The 15,313-nt window shown below is 62.9% G+C and carries 16 protein-coding genes and 1 pseudogene; 6 read left to right on the forward strand and 11 right to left on the reverse strand.

Annotated features, from left to right (window positions below; all coding sequences use genetic code 11):
- Positions 1 to 78 precede the first annotated feature (78 nt).
- The 5 genes from AC1DJB_RS05090 to AC1DJB_RS05110 all read right to left on the reverse strand — a co-directional run bounded on the left by AC1DJB_RS05090 (position 79) and on the right by AC1DJB_RS05110 (position 5,630).
- The gene (locus AC1DJB_RS05090) at positions 79 to 1,083 is read right to left on the reverse strand and encodes a hydroxyacid dehydrogenase (protein ID WP_284989195.1); all 1,005 of its coding nucleotides are present in this window, start codon (positions 1,081 to 1,083) and stop codon (positions 79 to 81) included.
- The gene (locus AC1DJB_RS05095) at positions 1,080 to 1,988 is read right to left on the reverse strand and encodes a carbohydrate ABC transporter permease (protein ID WP_476909995.1); all 909 of its coding nucleotides are present in this window, start codon (positions 1,986 to 1,988) and stop codon (positions 1,080 to 1,082) included. The genes AC1DJB_RS05090 and AC1DJB_RS05095 overlap by 4 nt, the downstream gene beginning before the upstream one ends.
- Positions 1,985 to 2,947 carry a carbohydrate ABC transporter permease gene (locus AC1DJB_RS05100; protein WP_476909996.1) on the reverse strand — a complete coding sequence of 321 codons (963 nt, stop codon included), beginning with the start codon at positions 2,945 to 2,947 and terminating at the stop codon, positions 1,985 to 1,987. The genes AC1DJB_RS05095 and AC1DJB_RS05100 overlap by 4 nt, the downstream gene beginning before the upstream one ends.
- 55 nt (positions 2,948 to 3,002) lie before the next feature.
- Positions 3,003 to 4,310, reverse strand: coding sequence for an ABC transporter substrate-binding protein (locus AC1DJB_RS05105; protein WP_476909997.1), 1,308 nt, complete (start codon positions 4,308 to 4,310; stop codon positions 3,003 to 3,005).
- Positions 4,311 to 4,454: 144 nt separating this feature from the next.
- Positions 4,455 to 5,630, reverse strand: coding sequence for a LacI family DNA-binding transcriptional regulator (locus AC1DJB_RS05110; protein ID WP_476909998.1), 1,176 nt, complete (start codon positions 5,628 to 5,630; stop codon positions 4,455 to 4,457).
- A 218-nt stretch (positions 5,631 to 5,848) separates the two neighbouring features.
- On the opposite strand from AC1DJB_RS05110, the gene AC1DJB_RS05115 reads away from it, so the two are divergent.
- From AC1DJB_RS05115 to AC1DJB_RS05135, 5 genes are all read left to right on the forward strand, one after another.
- Positions 5,849 to 6,679 (forward strand): sugar phosphate isomerase/epimerase family protein, encoded by an 831-nt coding sequence (locus AC1DJB_RS05115; protein WP_476909999.1) that lies wholly within the window; start codon positions 5,849 to 5,851, stop codon positions 6,677 to 6,679.
- Between the two features lie 242 nt (positions 6,680 to 6,921).
- Positions 6,922 to 7,371, forward strand: a complete 450-nt coding sequence (locus AC1DJB_RS05120; RefSeq protein WP_284989201.1) for a pyridoxamine 5'-phosphate oxidase family protein — start codon at positions 6,922 to 6,924, stop codon at positions 7,369 to 7,371.
- Positions 7,372 to 7,627: 256 nt separating this feature from the next.
- On the forward strand, positions 7,628 to 8,050 hold the full coding sequence (locus tag AC1DJB_RS05125; protein WP_059388996.1) for an Hsp20/alpha crystallin family protein: 423 nt from the start codon (positions 7,628 to 7,630) through the stop codon (positions 8,048 to 8,050).
- Between the two features lie 119 nt (positions 8,051 to 8,169).
- Positions 8,170 to 8,613 carry a universal stress protein gene (locus tag AC1DJB_RS05130; protein WP_059388997.1) on the forward strand — a complete coding sequence of 148 codons (444 nt, stop codon included), beginning with the start codon at positions 8,170 to 8,172 and terminating at the stop codon, positions 8,611 to 8,613.
- Positions 8,614 to 8,740: 127 nt separating this feature from the next.
- The gene (locus AC1DJB_RS05135; protein ID WP_059388998.1) at positions 8,741 to 9,184 is read left to right on the forward strand and encodes a pyridoxamine 5'-phosphate oxidase family protein; all 444 of its coding nucleotides are present in this window, start codon (positions 8,741 to 8,743) and stop codon (positions 9,182 to 9,184) included.
- A gap of 132 nt (positions 9,185 to 9,316) precedes the next feature.
- Here the strand turns inward: AC1DJB_RS05135 and AC1DJB_RS05140 are convergent, their stop codons facing one another.
- From AC1DJB_RS05140 to AC1DJB_RS05160, 5 genes and pseudogenes are all read right to left on the reverse strand, one after another.
- A complete protein-coding gene (locus AC1DJB_RS05140; RefSeq protein ID WP_441437543.1) occupies positions 9,317 to 10,180 on the reverse strand; it encodes a universal stress protein in 864 nt (287 codons plus the stop codon).
- 53 nt (positions 10,181 to 10,233) lie between these two features.
- Entirely contained in the window at positions 10,234 to 10,557 is a 324-nt protein-coding gene (locus AC1DJB_RS05145; protein WP_441437544.1) for a DUF3040 domain-containing protein, read from the reverse strand.
- 7 nt (positions 10,558 to 10,564) lie between these two features.
- Entirely contained in the window at positions 10,565 to 11,980 is a 1,416-nt protein-coding gene (locus AC1DJB_RS05150) for an MBL fold metallo-hydrolase RNA specificity domain-containing protein (protein WP_476910000.1), read from the reverse strand.
- 70 nt (positions 11,981 to 12,050) lie between these two features.
- Positions 12,051 to 12,413, reverse strand: coding sequence for an SPW repeat domain-containing protein (locus AC1DJB_RS05155; protein ID WP_476910001.1), 363 nt, complete (start codon positions 12,411 to 12,413; stop codon positions 12,051 to 12,053).
- A gap of 131 nt (positions 12,414 to 12,544) precedes the next feature.
- Positions 12,545 to 12,655, reverse strand: a pseudogene (locus AC1DJB_RS05160) (universal stress protein); the annotation flags it as partial.
- Positions 12,656 to 12,847: 192 nt separating this feature from the next.
- Between AC1DJB_RS05160 and AC1DJB_RS05165 the strand changes: the two are divergent.
- Positions 12,848 to 13,546, forward strand: coding sequence for a response regulator (locus tag AC1DJB_RS05165; RefSeq protein ID WP_307053711.1), 699 nt, complete (start codon positions 12,848 to 12,850; stop codon positions 13,544 to 13,546).
- 20 nt (positions 13,547 to 13,566) lie between these two features.
- Here AC1DJB_RS05165 and AC1DJB_RS05170 read toward each other — a convergent pair whose 3' ends face one another.
- Entirely contained in the window at positions 13,567 to 15,282 is a 1,716-nt protein-coding gene (locus AC1DJB_RS05170; RefSeq protein ID WP_476910002.1) for a GAF domain-containing sensor histidine kinase, read from the reverse strand.
- Positions 15,283 to 15,313: the final 31 nt, after the last annotated feature.

Consider the following 15,313-nt stretch of genomic DNA (forward strand, 5'->3'; position numbering starts at 1 on the left):
GAGTTGCTCCTAAGTAGGTGTGGTGGACGTGCCAAAGGCGCCCTGGACGCCGAGGCACAAAATGGACGGACTTGAGAACTAGGCGGTGATGCCGAGATCTTCGGCGCGGACGCGAAACGAGAGGGGGGCGCCCCGGGAAAGCCGGAGGGCTTCCTGGACGGTGCTGGCTGCCATGCGTTCCAGTTCGTTGCCCAGGGAACCGGCGATGTGCGGGGTCAGCAGGACATTTGGGTGCGCGTAGAAGCCGGAGTCCGCTGGCAGGACCCAAGGGGTGGTGACATCCAACACGGCATAGATATCACCGCGCTCCACCCGCGCCAGCAAGGCGCCTTGGTCGACGAGGTCACCCCTAGAGGTGTTGATGAACGTGGCTCCGGGGCGGAGCCCTTCGATCCGGCCGGCGTCGATGAGGTTCTTGGTGGAGGGGAGCGACGGCGCGTGGAGGGACACGACGTCGCTGCTCGCCACGAGCTCGTCCAAGGTGACGAGCTCGACGCCGATCGCGGCCGCCTCGGCGGCGTCGAGGTAGGGGTCGGCCACCACGACGTCAAGCTCGTACGGAGCGAGCAGGCGGATGACATGGCGCCCGATCTTGGAAGCACCGATGATCCCAACGCGCTTGCGGTAGTTTCCCATGTCAGGGAAGAGCCGTTCGGGCTGGATCTCCGCGCGGGCGGTATGCAGGGCGCGGGCGATCTGAAGGACGCGCTTGTTGGCCAGGATAATCATGGCCACGGTGTATTCGGCGACCGGGATGGCGTTGGCATCCGCGGCAGAGCTGACCTGGACGCCGCGTTCCCAGCAGGCGTCCGCAACGTGGTGTTTCACGCTCCCGGCCGCGTGCAGGACGTAGCGCAGGCGCGGTGCCGCATCCAGGACGGCGTCGTCAATCATGGGGCAGCCCCAGCCCGTGATGAGGATGTCGGCCTCCGCGAGCAGCGCCTTGCCTTCGGGTGCGTGGAAGTCCTGGATGGGCTCAAGGCTCAGGAGGTTCAGTTCAGGCTCGAGGGTGTCGAGGCTGCGTTCCGGGAACAGGGCCCGGGCGGTGTGGGCCGGCATGGCCAAGGCAACGTTGAGGGTCACTTGACGCCCCCTGCCGTCAAGCCGGACTTCCAGAATCGCTGCAGCATGATGAACGCGAGAAGCAGCGGCACGATGGACAGAAGGGACCCAGTGATCACCAGGGGTGTGAATTCCGGCTGCGGTACGGCGTAACCCTGCCAGATGGAAATCCCGACGCTGACCGGGAGCAGTTGCTGGTCCTGGAGCATCACCAACGGAAGCATGAAGTTGTTCCAGACGCCGACAAACTGGAACAGGGCGATCGTGACGTATCCGGGGAGCATCATGGGCAGGCCGAGTGAGAAGAAGGATCGGATGGCTCCGGCCCCATCCACACGCGCGGCTTCGAGCGTTTCGGCCGGGACGTAGGCCGCGGAGTAAACCCGGGCCAGGTAGACACCGAAAGGGTTGCAGAGCACGGGGATGAGGACGGCCCAGATGGTGTTGGTGATCCCGAAGACCGATGCCAGCAGATACATGGGCAGGACGGTGGCGGTGTTCGGGATGAGGACGCCCACCAGGACGATACCGAAGAAGGAGTCCTTGCCGCGGAACTGGAACTTGTCGAACGCATACCCGGCCATGACCGAGATGAGCCCGCCAAAGACGGCTCCGAAAGCCGCGTAGAACATGGAGTTCGCCATCCACCGGAGGAACACGCCGCCGTCTTGGCTCAGGACCGCGACGACGTTGTCAAAAAAGGCCGGGTGCCCGAAAGCGTAGGCCGCCGTTCCGTAGAGGTCCGCGGTGCTTTTGGTGGAGGCGAAGAAGAGCCACAGCACCGGAAGCACCATGTAGGCGGAACCGAGGATCAGGAGTGCGTTCACGGTGAAGGTGCTGGCGAACCCGACTCGGGCGGCCCGGCGTCGTTTCAAAGGTGAAGGCGCAAGCGCAGTTCGGGGCCGGGGGAAGGTGGTGGCCCTCATGCTTTGTTCATCCTTGAGCTGAAGCGGGTGACTGCCCAGGACAGCACGGCGGCCATGAGCGCAATGATGATGGAGGCGGCCGCGGCCTGGTTGAGGTTGTGCCGATTGAAGGCCGCGTCGTAGGCCCACATGTTCGGAACCCATGTGCTGGTGACGGACGCCGTGGCCTTGGAGATGATGGAGGGTTCGGTGAACAGCTGCAGCGTGCCGATCACGGTGAAGAGCATGATGACGCTGAGTGCGGGCAGGATCAGCGGCAGCTTGATGCTGAGGGCCGCACGGATTTCCCCGGCTCCGTCAACACGAGCGGCCTCGAGGACTTCCCGCGGAACCGCCTGCAGCGCCGTGAAGAGCACGATCACGTTGTAGCCCGTCCATTCCCACACGGCGATGTTCACGATCGACGGCAGGATCAGGTGGGCATCCAGGAAGTTCAGCGAAATGCCGCCGGTTTGGAGGACGGAGACGATGGGACTGACTCCCGGCGTGTACAGATAGGCCCAGATGAGCGCGGCGATGACGCCGGGAACGGCATGCGGCAGGAAGACAAGGAGTTGGAACAGTTTCCGGGCACGTGCGACGGCGGCATCCAGTAGGAGCGCGAACGCCAAGGCGCCGCCCACCATGCATGGAATGTACATAGCGCAGTACAGCGCGAGGCGGCCGATGCCGCCCACGAAGGCCTCGGATTGCAGGACCTGCACGTAGTTCTCGAGGCCGACGAACGCGGTCTTCGCCTCGCCGAAGCCCAGGCCGGATTTCTGCTGGGCGAAGAAGCTCAACACGATCGAATAGATGACGGGTGCCACCATCGCCAAGGCGAAGACGGCAAAGAACGGGGTAAGGAACAGGGCGGCGGTGCGGCCGCCGGTTCCGGAAAGGCCGCGTGGCTTGCGGATGGTTGAAGCGGGGGCGGCGGCAACTCGGCTGGCCGGCTTCGTAGGTGCTTGATTGACCATTTGAATCTCCTCGCTGGCGGGGTGGCTTGCCATGAAGCCACCCCGCCGGGCGGGCCTACTCCTTGACGGAGAGGCCGTTCTGCTTGAGTCCGCCCACCGTGGCAGTCTGCGCGGTTTCGATGCCCTGCTTGACGGTGCCGCCGGTGGTCAGCTTGCCGAAAGCATCCTTCATGGCGGTGTTGGTGAGGTCCCAGTTCGGTCCCCACTGCCAGCCGCTCCTGACGGAGGCGAAGGCCTTGTCGAAGACGGCGTAGATGTCGTTGCCGAAGTAGCTCGCGTCGAACGCGCCCTTCGCCACTGGAGTCAGTCCTGGAAACGCCAGGTAGGCCGAGCCGGCACTGCCGCGGGCCTTGACGGCGTCGGGGTTGGTGGTGAGGAACTCGATGAACTTAGCTGCAGCGGCGGGGTTCTTGCTGCCCTTGGGGATGTTGAAGCTGGAACCGCCCAGGAAACCGTTCGAGGGAGTGCCCCAGTTCGCCACCTCGGCCGCAATCCACTGGCCGGCCTGGTTGTTTGCTTTCGTACGCGACTGCAGGCCAGGGGCACTCCAGCTCGCGCCGAGGACACCGACAACGGTGCTGCTGGCCAGATCGGCGGACCATTCGTCGCTGAAGGACTGTTCGACCTTGACGATCTTCTCGTCGATCAACTTCTGCCAGTAGTTGGCCACCTTCTGCGTGGCCTCATCCTTGACGCCGATCTTCCAGGTGTCGCCCTCGGTTGAGAACCACTTGGCACCGGCCTGCCAGGCCAGGCCCGCGGTGACGACCGGATCGTTCGGGTAGAAGCTGGCGAGGTAGGCGTTCGGCGCCACTGCCTTGACCCTCTGGCCGGCCTTCTCGAAATCATCCCAGGTCTTTGGAACCTCAACGCCTGCCTTTTCCAGCAGGTCCTTGCGGTACCACATGACCATCGGGGTGGTGTCGTAGGGAAGGGCGTAGGTCTTCCCGCCGAGTTGCACCAGTCCGCGGGCTTGGTCCGAGAGCTTGTCCAGCGTTGCGGACTTGTCGATCAGTCCGTCCAGCGGCTGGAGCTGACCGTTGCTGACGAACTGGGCCAGCTGCCGGTATTCGATGGTGGCCACGTCGGGACCGTTGCCCGCCGTGATGGCAGTGGACAGCTTGGCGTAACCCCCGCTGGCGCCGTTGGGGACGGTTTCGAAGTTGACCTTGATCTTGTTCTGGCTTGCGTTGAACGCTGCGGCGACCTTGTCCATCCCGGCGAGCGAGGACCAGAACGTGATGGTGCCGGTGGGTTCTTGAGCCGGGGTCGGGGTTGCGGAGGGGGTTGTCCCGCAGGCCGTGATGAGGGCGGCACTGGCCACGAGGCTGGCCGCTCCGAGCAGAAGCTGGCGACGCTTCATTCTGTTCTCCTTTGAAGTTCACGATGCGAAGTCGTGGTGTGCCTTGAAGCACTTAACAGCCAGTGAAACGGTCAGCGAGTAAACATATCAACGGAATGAACAGAATTGAACACTAGAATCGGAGTGAAGTTGTCTTGGCTTCCGTCATTCGGCGGCCCCGACGTGAAGCGCCTGGCTCTGGGTGGAATCCCGGATATTGAGGCTGGGAGAGAGGCTCAGTCGCTGCAGCGCCGACACGCCCCGTCGCTGGGCTCCGATCCGGTTCAGGCACATCAGCAGCGCTTCGTGGCCGACGTCGTATTTTGGCGGTGCCACGGCGGTGAGGGGAACGGTACCCAGCGCCGCGATTTCGTCGTCGTACGCGATGATAGCCAAGTCCCCGGGGATGCGGACGCGGCGATCCTGGCAGGCGCTGGCGAACTGCAGCGCGTCCTCATCACTGTGCACGATCGCAGCAGTCACGTGCGACTCGGCGCACCAGTCGAGAATCCCTTCCACCACCAGGCGGTGCGCCTGTGGATCGTTCAGCGCACGCGAGACGGGGCGCACCATGGTGGAGTCCTGCGGGGTCCCGGCCCGCCGCATGGCGAGGTGGTAGCCCTCGATGACCTGGGAGGCAGTGGGAGTCTTCTCCCGGACGCACAAGGCAATCCTTTTGTGGCCGAGGGACAGGAGATGGTTGACCGCGATCTCCGCCCCGCGCACATGGTCGCTGCGTACGGATTCCAGGCGGCACTCTTCAGAAATGTCGTCGATGGAGCGTTCGACGACGACAACCGGCACCGCCGTCTCAGCCAGCAAGGCCAGGGTTTCAGTTCCGGCCAAGGAAACCTCACTGGGCGTAACCAGGATGCCGTCAACGCCGTGTTCGAACAGACGGCGAAGCTGGCGCCGTTCCTCGGCCCCGGAGTAGTTGGAAACCCCCAGCACCAACCGAACTCCCGCTTCCTGGGCGGCCGCCTCCGCGCCCCGGATAACCCCGGGAAAATAGTACGACGCGGACGGGACGATCATGCCGATCGTCGCCAGCGGGCGGCTCCCGCCCGGCCGCCCTGACAACAGAGGAACGCTGCCGGGACCCGATGGTCCCCTGGGGTTCATGCCGGTCCCGCGACGCCGGCCGCTTTCAATGGCGGACCCGGCGACAGGGACGGCACCACCTCGGACGCGTTGCAGGAGCCCCCGCTCCGCGAGAGCTGCCAAGTCACGACGGACCGTCATCCCGGACGTTCCCATTCTTGCCGCGAAATCCTCAACGCTGAGGGAGCCGTGAAAAGCCAACTCCTTCAGAATCTGCAGGTGCCGGTCCTCGGGGAGCATGAGAGCCTCCGATCAAGTTCGCTTGTGTTTGATTTGTTCATTATGAACTAGAGCGGACGCTGGCTCCGAAAGTCATGGCCAGTTGGGCCCGTGATAATTGGCCGCGCAGGAGATGTGCATTGTTGTTCAAATCAGCTACCAAAGCTTGACCTCAGGTTCCTCAGGGACTTCTCCTTGAATCAGCGGACATTCATCGGAGGAGAAGAATTGATAGTGAAGTGGGCGAAAGGCTCGGCGGCGGCCGCCTGGTTGGTGAGAACTTCGTGAAAGCGAAGGTTGCGTTTTCTACGCTCGGCTGCCCGGAAGCGTCCCTCCAAGAGATTCTGGACATTGCGGCCACCTATGGGGTTCAAGGGCTCGAACTCCGTTCCATGGCAGGACAAATAGTGCATGCTGGCTTATCGAGTGAAGAGCGCGGCTGGATCCGTAGGCGGATCAACGAGGCAGGGTTGCACGTCGTCTGTGTAGCCACGTACGTACGTGTGGGCGATCCCGGGCTAAGCGACGACCACGTACTCGGCGAGCTTGAGGCCCAGATGCTTCTCGCTCGTGACCTGGGAGCGGCAGGCGTCCGCGTTTTTCCGGGTGGGGCTGGCACCGATTCGGATGCACGCATCGCAAGGCGGCTCGCGGCGGCCGCCCTCTCCGCCCCTGACATCCGGATATGGCTGGAAACGCACGACTCGCATCCCCGAGGAACGGACATCCGGCGGGTTATGACGCTATTGGACGAGATATGCCCCGGTCACGGCGTCCAAGTCATCTGGGACGTACTCCATCCGGCCGTTGCCGGTGAGCGCCCCGCCACGACGTTCGAAGCCATCGGCCCGTGGTTTGGCTATGCGCAACTCAAAGATGCCAACTTCGACGGACAGCTACGGCTCCTCGGTCAGGGCGACATTCCGTTGCACGAAATCCTCATTCTCCTCGAAGACCGAACCGAGTGGCTTTCATTGGAATGGGAGCGCCCATGGCATCCCGAACTCCCCGAACTGGCCGTGGCCTTGGCCGGAATGAGGCAGTGGTTTGAAAAACTGACGGGTCCTTAAGCAGAAGGCCATTTCCTGCATTCGCTGGATGATGACCGGAACATGTCAAGCTTCTTTGGCCCCGTTGGGGCGGGGTACGAGTGGCTCCACTTGCGCCGGCTTTTGGTCTGGCCCTGCGGGAGTGGCGTCCGACCGGATTACCGGTCCGTGTCGAATGCCTGAACCGGGGCTCACGGGTCGCGGGAGAGACCTGAGACCTTTTCCTCTACTTCCGCGTGGACCATCTCGGTAGGCTCACCATTATGGAGAATTCAGAGTTGAGACCTGACACCGAAGTACTCAGCGTTCATGAGTGCTGGAAGTACCTTCGTTCCTCCTCCGTCGGCAGAATTGCGCTCGTCAGAGGCGACAGCCCGGAGATCTTCCCAGTCAACTACCTGCCTGACGAGGGGACAGTGATCTTCCGGACAGGACCGGGCACCAAACTGGATGCCGTCATGGCCGGGCAAGTGATTGCATTGGAAGCCGATGGTTTCAACACCTACGGCACAATTGCGTGGAGCGTCATCGTCAAGGGACGTGCCGAAATAGTCACGGAAGCTGAAGAACTGCAGGAATCTTCCGTTATGGAACTCTCGCCCTGGGAAGCCGGCGCCAAAAATCATCTGGTCCGGATTACGCCGGCGGAAATGAGCGGTCGCAGGTTCGTGATCAGCCCGCCATCCCAGTGGTGGCCCCCACGCGATTCGTGACCGCTGGTCAGGCCGGCTGCCTCGGTCCTCGCCGACCATGGCTTCCCCGCATTGCCTTGTGCCTTGGGCTGCGTGTCCGGTGCCGAAGGGAAGTCCGGTGCCGAAGGGAAGATGCCGCTTCGTTCATGTCACTCGACCAACTGAAAATCCGGAAGATGGAGGACCAAAGACTCTGGGATCAATTCCCCGTGCTTCGCATTCTGGAAGGGTCAAGCCGGTTCGGGCTTGACCAGATTCCAGGACAAGGAGGTCAGGAATGTCGGACTTAATCAGGTGGTTCGATAACCGTCGCTCACCCATTGAGATGATCGAACGGCTATTCGAAGGTGATGTGGCAGCATCCGGGATCCGGGTCGAACAATTGGTTGAAGGCACCACCCTGGTGGTTCGCGCCGAACTGCCGGGGATCGATCCCGAGAAGGACGTTGAAATCACGCTTGGCGACGGGTTCCTTGAAATAAGGGCTGAAAGGCAGGAGAAGGAGGAGCAAAAGGACAAGGGCAGCTACAGAACGGAATTCCGCTACGGCTCCTTCGTCCGCAGGCTGCCAGTTCCGGACACAATCCAAAAGGACGACGTCTCCGCTTCATACAAGGACGGTGTTCTCGAAGTGAGAGCCCCGATTCCGGAAAGGGTCCAACCCTCCTCCGCTCACAAGATCCCGATTACACGGGAGTAGTACACACGGTCCAGATGATGGCCTGCCACGGGCGGGCCGTGACTTTCGGCCCTATTATCCGGAATCGCAACGGGTCACGCTAGCGGGAACGAAATCACCCCTATCGCGGGAGGAAAGTCATGGGCCGGGAAGCATCCGCTGCAAGGATAGTTGTTGGTGTTGATGGATCGGAAGCCTCCATAGAGGCACTGAGGCAGGCCCAGAGCCTTGCGGTGCCATTGGGAGCGCAAATCGAGGCCGTTGCCTACTGGGAGTTCCCTCAGGTCTATGGCGGCTATGTGGCCATGGGCATCGATGACTTCGAGGAAGGCGCCGGACAGGTCCTCAAGGAATCCTTGGAGAAAGCGTTCGGTCCGGGACTGCCGGACAACGTCGTCTCGCGCGTTGTCCGCGGTCAGGCACGGGAATCCCTCATTGAAGCTAGCCGGGAAGCTGACATGATCGTTCTCGGCAGGCGTGGCCACGGAGGATTTGGCGGGCTGCTGCTCGGATCGGTCAGTTCAGCCTGCGTTGCCCACGCCCACTGCCCGGTCCTTGTTGTCCATGCTCCGGAAAAGAAGTGAACGACACCGACGGCGGAGAGAGGAGACGCCTGATGGCGCCCTTGTGGTCTCTGAGTCGCCTTCTCGCCGATCCAGCCGCTCAAATGCCGTGACATGCAGAAGCAAAATCGGCCCCCAGGAGAAACAAATGTCCATTCCCAACATGGATCCCAGCCCCTTTGACGATGTCCGGCACGTCACGGAGGAGCTTAGCGAGGAGCGTTGCTGGGAGCTGTTGTGCTCACAGGACACAGGCCGCTTCGGCTTCAACTACAAGAACAGGGTGATGATCCTGCCCGTCAGCTACCTCGTCCATGACCGGGCGATCTACTTCCGTACGTCCGCTGCCGGGACCATCGGGGACGCCGTTCCTCGCTTGAGTTCATCGTTCGAGATTGATGAGGCGCAGCCCGAGCGAAGCGAAGGGTGGTCGGTCCTGGTCAGCGGACCTTCCTCGCATGTGCAGGAACCGGAGCTGTTGACCTATCTTTGGGGACAGGCCATGGTAGAGCCCTGGGCAGGCGGAGCAAGGAATGACTTCATCCGGATCCACGCCGCGGTGGTGACTGGCCGCCACGTACACCTAGCCTGAATCCGGGTCCTGGCGCCAGGCGTCAACGGTGCTCTCCAGAGTGCCGGGCCTGCCCGAGTCGGGTTCGACGGCTGTGCTGTCGATTCCCGTGATGGCCTCGCCCGCCTTTTCCCCGGGAAGGAACCCCGCCCGCTATTTGCTCTTCTTGACCCGGCGTATGCGGGTAATGATGGTGGGGCACGCCAGCTGGGCAAGGACTGCGTGGGCGGTTGAGCCCAGCAGGAGACGCTTGATTCCGCCTCCGCCGCGGCTGCCAAGGACCAGCAGCTTCGCCGTCGATGCGGCTTCAGCGAGGGCCTGGGCCGGTGGATCGGTGGCCAGGACCCTGTGGACGACGAGGTCGGGGTACTTTTCCGCCAGGCCGGCGACTGTCTCGGCGAGGACCAGCCGTTCTTCTTCCATGAATTGCTCGACGAAGCTGCCCTCAGGCAACCCCCTTTGCAACCAGGCGCCGGGTATCGGGTAGGCGTGCATGACGGTCAGTTCCTGTCCTTCACGGTCTGCCTCCGCGGCGGCGAATGCTACCGCCTGTGTTGATTCCTCCGAACCGTCCACTCCGACGATGACTCCGTGGCGGTTGTGCACCGTCTCTTCTCCGACGACGGCCACGGGGCAAACGGCCACGGAGGCGATCTGCAGGGCGCGGTCGGTCAGCCGGCCTCCGGGCCTGACATGGGTCCCGGAACCGATGACCACCAGGGAAGCCTTCTTGGACCTTTTGCGAAGGGCGTACCCTGGGGTGCCCGAAATCAATACCGTTCGAACTTCAACTTTCGGTTCCACCCCGGCTGCATGGGCTTTGGCCTTGATCAGAAGCTCTGTCGCGGCCTTGTTGGCCATCTCGTTGTAGGCAAAGGATTCGGCCATCCAGCGGTCATCCACCGCATGCACGAGTTGCACGGGCAGCTTCAAAGCCGCGGCCCGGTGCATTGCCCAAGTCACCGCGGCCTCGTTGGCCCCGGTGTCGTTGATGCCGACGACTATTGGCTCTTTCATGGCATGTCCGCTCTTCCTCGATGATGTCTTCGACCGTTGGGCTTCCACCTCAACTACCCCAGCTCTGCGGGTCCCATGGACTGGGAAGAGCTCGGACGCCACCGTATCTGCGGGGAGCCGAAGCGCCTCGTTGCAAGGTACGCCTCTGCGCCCATGATGGTGAATCCAATGATTCCGAGGGCCGGGGTGCGGGCCGCGACCCCGGTCAGGAGCACAAGGCATCCGACGACGGCGGCGAAGATGCCGAAGGCTGTGTGTCGGGACTTGGGATGCCCGGGCGTCGATCTCATCTTTGCCGCGAATTTCGGGTCATCGCGTTCCAGTTCCTGGGCGATCTGTTCCAGTGTCTTCTTTTCGTGCTCGGAGAGAGCCATCATCGGCCTCCTATGCCGGCGTGGGTGGAAACCATTGCTGCAAGAGCGGTTTGTCGAGCGGGACTGATTCGAGGTATTCAGGGACCCTGGCGTTCCAGCCCAGCTCCCGCTTGATGCGCCGGCGCAGGGCATCGGAGGCCTCGGGTTCGCCGTGAGTGATGTAAGTCATGTGCGGGGCTTCATCCGCGGTGTGCATCCAACGGATGATTTCGTCGGCGTCGGCATGCGCGGAGAATCCTTCAATTTGTACGACCTCGGCCTGAATGGGGACGTCCTGGCCGTAAATCCTGAGTTCCTTTGCTCCGGCCGCCAAGTCGGCGCCGCGTGTTCCTCCGGCCTGGTAGCCGCTGAGGATGATGGCGTTTTTCGGATCCGGGCCATAAGCCTCAAGGTGGTGGAGGATCCTTCCCCCGGTGAGCATGCCACTGGCGGAGACGATGACCATTGGCCCTCCCCTCAGGTTGAGAAGCTTGGAATCATCGGCGGTACGTGACATGGTGGCCAGCTTGTACATGTCTTCGAACTCGTCCACGAGGAGGCGGTGTTCGTCCGGGTGTTGCCGGTACATATAGGACGCGTCGATGGCCATGGGGCTGTTCAGATAGATCGGAATGTCCGGAATGAGGTGCTTGCGGCGGAGCCGGGAGAGATGGAGCATGAGGGTTTCCGCGCGGCCGACGGCGAACGCGGCGATCATGACAACTCCCCCGCGTTTGGCGACGCGGGACACGACCGCGCCAAGCTCAGCGGCCGCGTCCTGATCCGGGTGGCGTCGGTTGCCGTACGTCGATTCAGTGACAAGAATGTCCGCGGCCTCCAATTCCCGGGGAGGGAACATGAGGGGATCGTCGGCACGGCCCAAGTCTCCCGTGAAGTGTATGGAATGCCCGTCGACATTTATGTGGATCTGGGCGGCGCCGAGGATGTGTCCGGCTGGGAGGAAGGTGGCCTCGATGCCATCTCCCACTTCAAGCGGAGCATCAAAATCCCGCGGCTCGAATGAGTTCAAGGACCTGACCGCATCGGCCGCGGTGTAGACCGGAAGCGCGGGAACATGCACCGAGGAACCCCGATGATCAGCGTAGCGGGCTTCCTCTTCTTGGAGGTGGCCGCTGTCCGGCAGCAGCAGTTTGCATAGTTCACTGGTCCCGTGGGTGGCGTAGACCGGCCCGGTAAAGCCATCGCGCACCAGTGCCGGAACGTATCCGGTGTGGTCCAGGTGCGCGTGGGTGAGCAGCACCGCGTCGATGGAACCAGGGGCGACGGGAAACGGGATCCTGTTTCGGTCGCGGATACGTTTGTAGCCTTGGAAAAGACCGCAATCGACCAGGATCCGCGTGTCCCGGGATTCGAGGAGATAGCGGGAACCAGTGACAGTGTCGGTCGCGCCAAAAAACCGCAGGCGGGCCGGGTGATTGCTCTTCATGCTGGTCTCCTCGAAATTTGCAGTGCCGGGCATCCGGCGGTGGCCGGATGCCCGTTCCGGAATTGCACGGCTACGGGGCCGGCATCACGTGGTGGTGACGGTATTCCTCGGTGCTGGGCTTGATTGCAAAGGCCGTGACAACCAGGGCGACCGCGCCCGGAATCCATGCACTCCAGGCGGCCCCTGTCATGGAGGTGAAGCCTCCAAGCCATGGCGCAAGGAGGAGGACGACGGCGAACACGGCTTGCGCCCACTCGGCAGCCGGCATTCCCGGCATGGCCAGGTTGGTGACCCCGGCGGCGACCAGCAGGACTCCGAGGATCACCATGAGGGCCGTGGACGATCCGCCTTGACTTGTCCACAGCACCGAGAGTGCGGCATAGGCGCCGGCGGCAATGGCCGTCCAGTCCTGCCAACGGGTCCACTTCTTCATCTAGATCGTGCTCCTTTGATCGGTTTGGGATTTCTGATGGCCGCCCCGGCCGCCCCGGCCGCCCCGGCCGCCCCGGCSGCCCCGGCCGCCCCGGCSGCCCCGGCCGCGCCGGGACGGGGTTCGGGGTGCTTGGCCGCTTCGGGTTCGTGCACGACGAGAACTGGACAATGGGCATGGACGACACAGGCCGCGCTGACAGAACCAAGCAGCATGATCTTGTCCTGCCCGGTTTGCCTGGCCATGGTGTTCCTTTCCGTTCCCGCGGCTTCTCTAAGAATGGGCAGAAAATCAGCTGCCAAACAGGGCCGAAAGTCATGGCCCCGGCTTGGGTCCTTCGGCCCTTGTTTGCCGTTGGCGGGCAGTGAACAATGACATAGCCGGGAAACATGCCGGACCGGCGGGACCGCGGCCACGGGCTGCCCGACAGGAGGATCATGGAACGCCCAGTATCACCCCAAAGCGACGCCCGGGTCCTTGGCGCGCCGCCTATCCGTGTCTATGTCCTGGACGATCATGAGCTTGTCCGCCGGGGACTGCAGGAGCTGCTCGAAAGCGAAGGCTTTGTGGTGGTGGGCATGTCCGGTTCCGCGGAGGAAGCCGCACGGCGGATTCCCGCTTTGCGCCCCGACGTGTCAGTGCTAGACGCCCGCTTGCCCGACGGCACGGGCATCGAAGTGTGCCGGGAGGTGCGCTCCGTGGACCCCACCCTGAATTGCTTGATACTGACCAGCTACGACGACGAACAAGCCCTGCGGGGAGCCGTCCTTGCCGGTGCGGCCGGGTACGTCCTCAAGGAAATCGGCGGTACCGACCTGATAGGTGCGCTCCGCCAGGCCGCGCGCGGTGAGTCGTTGTTTGATGCGTCAGTGAAGGCGAAGATCATCCAGGGACTCACAGAGCCCCGGCGTGTGGATCCCAGGGTCGCCTCATTGACACCCCAGGAGAGGCGGGTCCTCGATCTGGTCGGACAGGGCCTGACAAACCGGCAGATCGGGGAACTCATGCAGCTCGCCGAGAAAACGGTGAAGAACTACGTGTCCTCGATGCTGGCAAAGCTGGGATTCGAACGTCGCACCCAGGCAGCCGTCTATATTGCCCACGGACCGGAAACGGACACCGGAACCGTCCGTTGACGGACCAGCAGACGGGAAACTCAGTGGGCCGGAACCGACCACACCAAGGTAGTCCCCTTCGTTGGGGCGCTGGTCACCTCAAACGAACCACGCAACTCCGAGGCCCGCTGTTCCATGTTCACCAGGCCATTTCCGGGGACGGCATCCCTGAAGCCCCTGCCGTCGTCTTCGATGATCAAGGTCAGCATGCCGTCTTCCACGGACACTGAAACGCTGATTGCCTCGGCCTCGGAGTGACGGACCGCATTGCTGAGGCCTTCGGAGATGACCGCCAGCGCGTTGGTGACTGTTCCGTCGTCGAGCACTGAATCGACCGCCCCCGTGAGCGTGAGGTGGGGGGCGAAGGGCAGGGACCTGGTGGCAGTGCGGACAGTCTGCAGTATCCGGCTGCTCAGCAACTCCTGCTCGCCGGAAGAGCGCAACGAGTAGATGGTGTTGCGGAGGTCCCTGATGGTCTCATCCAGTTCAGCCGTGACCGCATTGATCCGGGTCAAGGCAGGTTCGCCTGTAGTGAACCGCCGCAGGCTTTGGATGCTGAGTCCCGCGGCGAAAAGGCGCTGGATGACGAGGTCGTGCAGGTCCCGGGCAATGCGGTCCCGATCCGAGAAGACCACCAGCTGTTCACGGAGCCGGTGAATCCGGTCAAGCTCCAGGCCCAAGGCCACGTGTGAGCCGAACACGGCCCCCATCTCCACATCCGTCTTAGCGAACGGCCCCGTTCCAGGGGCCCGAACCAGAAACAGAAGTCCATGATGGGCGCCCTGTGCACTGAGATCTATCGCCAGGAGTTTTCCCTTGGACAAGCCGTCAGCCAGTCCAAGGATGTCTCCGGCCTCGTCCATGCAGGCGGGCATCCCGGTGGCGGCGACCGACCTGATGACGGCGGAATCCATGGGCAGGATATTTCCGGCGAAATGTGCGCTCTCCGTTCCCGCGGCACCCGCGACGCAGTACGAATCCACCCCTCCATCTGGAACGAGAATCAGGGCCAGCTGGGAACCGGATTCCCGGAGCGCCCTGTCGGCTATCTGGTCAAGCCCGACATTTTCCGGCTCCGAGGTCCGGTCGTCGCCGAGCATCCGGCCGGTCACATCCATGCATGCTTCGAGCCAGGACGCGCGGCGGCGGGCGTCCTCATAGAGGCGGGCGTTCTCGATGGCCACGCCGGCAGCAGCAGCCAATGCGACGGCAAGATCCTCGTCTTCGGGAGTGAAATCGCCACCCCCCTCTTTTTCCGTCAGGTACAGATTGCCGAAGACGACGTCCCGGACCCGCACCGGGACACCAAGGAAAGACTTCATGGGTGGATGGTTTGCAGGGAATCCGTATGACTTCGGATGCTGGTGCAAATCATGAAGACGGAGGGGCGCGGGTTCGCTGCTCAGCAGGCCGAGGACCCCGTGCCCGGTGGGCAGCGGGCCGATGCGGCGTGCAAGGTCCTCGTCGATCCCGACTGTGACGAAGTGGCTCAAAGACTTGTTTTCGCCGATGACTCCCAACGCGCCGTAGCGGGCATGCAGTAGCCGGCACGCGGACTTGACCACCCGGTCCAGAACGGCTTCCAGGCTCAAGTCTTCGGCGACGGCCACCACCGCTTCCAGAAGCCCCCGCATCTGCTCCTGGGCATCCAGGAGTTCTCCGGCCCTGGCCAAAAAGTCCCTCAGCAGGTCTTCGATCCGGGTTCCCGTGACATGAAGGCGATCAGGCCGCACAGGATCTGGAAGAGAGCCGTTCATTTACTGCCTTTCGAGCGGTGCAGCCCACACG

It is taken from the genome of Arthrobacter sp. 01T428 (assembly GCF_056398685.1).

What these genes read in the sequence shown, in the direction of transcription:
- AC1DJB_RS05095 (WP_476909995.1), bottom strand. Translation starts at nt 1,988, where the DNA reads ATGAGGGCCACCACCTTCCCCCGGCCCCGAACTGCGCTTGCGCCTTCA.
- AC1DJB_RS05100 (WP_476909996.1), bottom strand. Translation starts at nt 2,947, where the DNA reads ATGGTCAATCAAGCACCTACGAAGCCGGCCAGCCGAGTTGCCGCCGCC.
- AC1DJB_RS05105 (WP_476909997.1), bottom strand. Translation starts at nt 4,310, where the DNA reads ATGAAGCGTCGCCAGCTTCTGCTCGGAGCGGCCAGCCTCGTGGCCAGT.
- AC1DJB_RS05110 (WP_476909998.1), bottom strand. Translation starts at nt 5,630, where the DNA reads ATGCTCCCCGAGGACCGGCACCTGCAGATTCTGAAGGAGTTGGCTTTT.
- AC1DJB_RS05120 (WP_284989201.1), top strand. Translation starts at nt 6,922, where the DNA reads ATGGAGAATTCAGAGTTGAGACCTGACACCGAAGTACTCAGCGTTCAT.
- AC1DJB_RS05125 (WP_059388996.1), top strand. Translation starts at nt 7,628, where the DNA reads ATGTCGGACTTAATCAGGTGGTTCGATAACCGTCGCTCACCCATTGAG.
- AC1DJB_RS05130 (WP_059388997.1), top strand. Translation starts at nt 8,170, where the DNA reads ATGGGCCGGGAAGCATCCGCTGCAAGGATAGTTGTTGGTGTTGATGGA.
- AC1DJB_RS05135 (WP_059388998.1), top strand. Translation starts at nt 8,741, where the DNA reads ATGTCCATTCCCAACATGGATCCCAGCCCCTTTGACGATGTCCGGCAC.
- AC1DJB_RS05140 (WP_441437543.1), bottom strand. Translation starts at nt 10,180, where the DNA reads ATGAAAGAGCCAATAGTCGTCGGCATCAACGACACCGGGGCCAACGAG.
- AC1DJB_RS05145 (WP_441437544.1), bottom strand. Translation starts at nt 10,557, where the DNA reads ATGATGGCTCTCTCCGAGCACGAAAAGAAGACACTGGAACAGATCGCC.
- AC1DJB_RS05150 (WP_476910000.1), bottom strand. Translation starts at nt 11,980, where the DNA reads ATGAAGAGCAATCACCCGGCCCGCCTGCGGTTTTTTGGCGCGACCGAC.
- AC1DJB_RS05155 (WP_476910001.1), bottom strand. Translation starts at nt 12,413, where the DNA reads ATGAAGAAGTGGACCCGTTGGCAGGACTGGACGGCCATTGCCGCCGGC.
- AC1DJB_RS05165 (WP_307053711.1), top strand. Translation starts at nt 12,848, where the DNA reads ATGGAACGCCCAGTATCACCCCAAAGCGACGCCCGGGTCCTTGGCGCG.
- AC1DJB_RS05170 (WP_476910002.1), bottom strand. Translation starts at nt 15,282, where the DNA reads ATGAACGGCTCTCTTCCAGATCCTGTGCGGCCTGATCGCCTTCATGTC.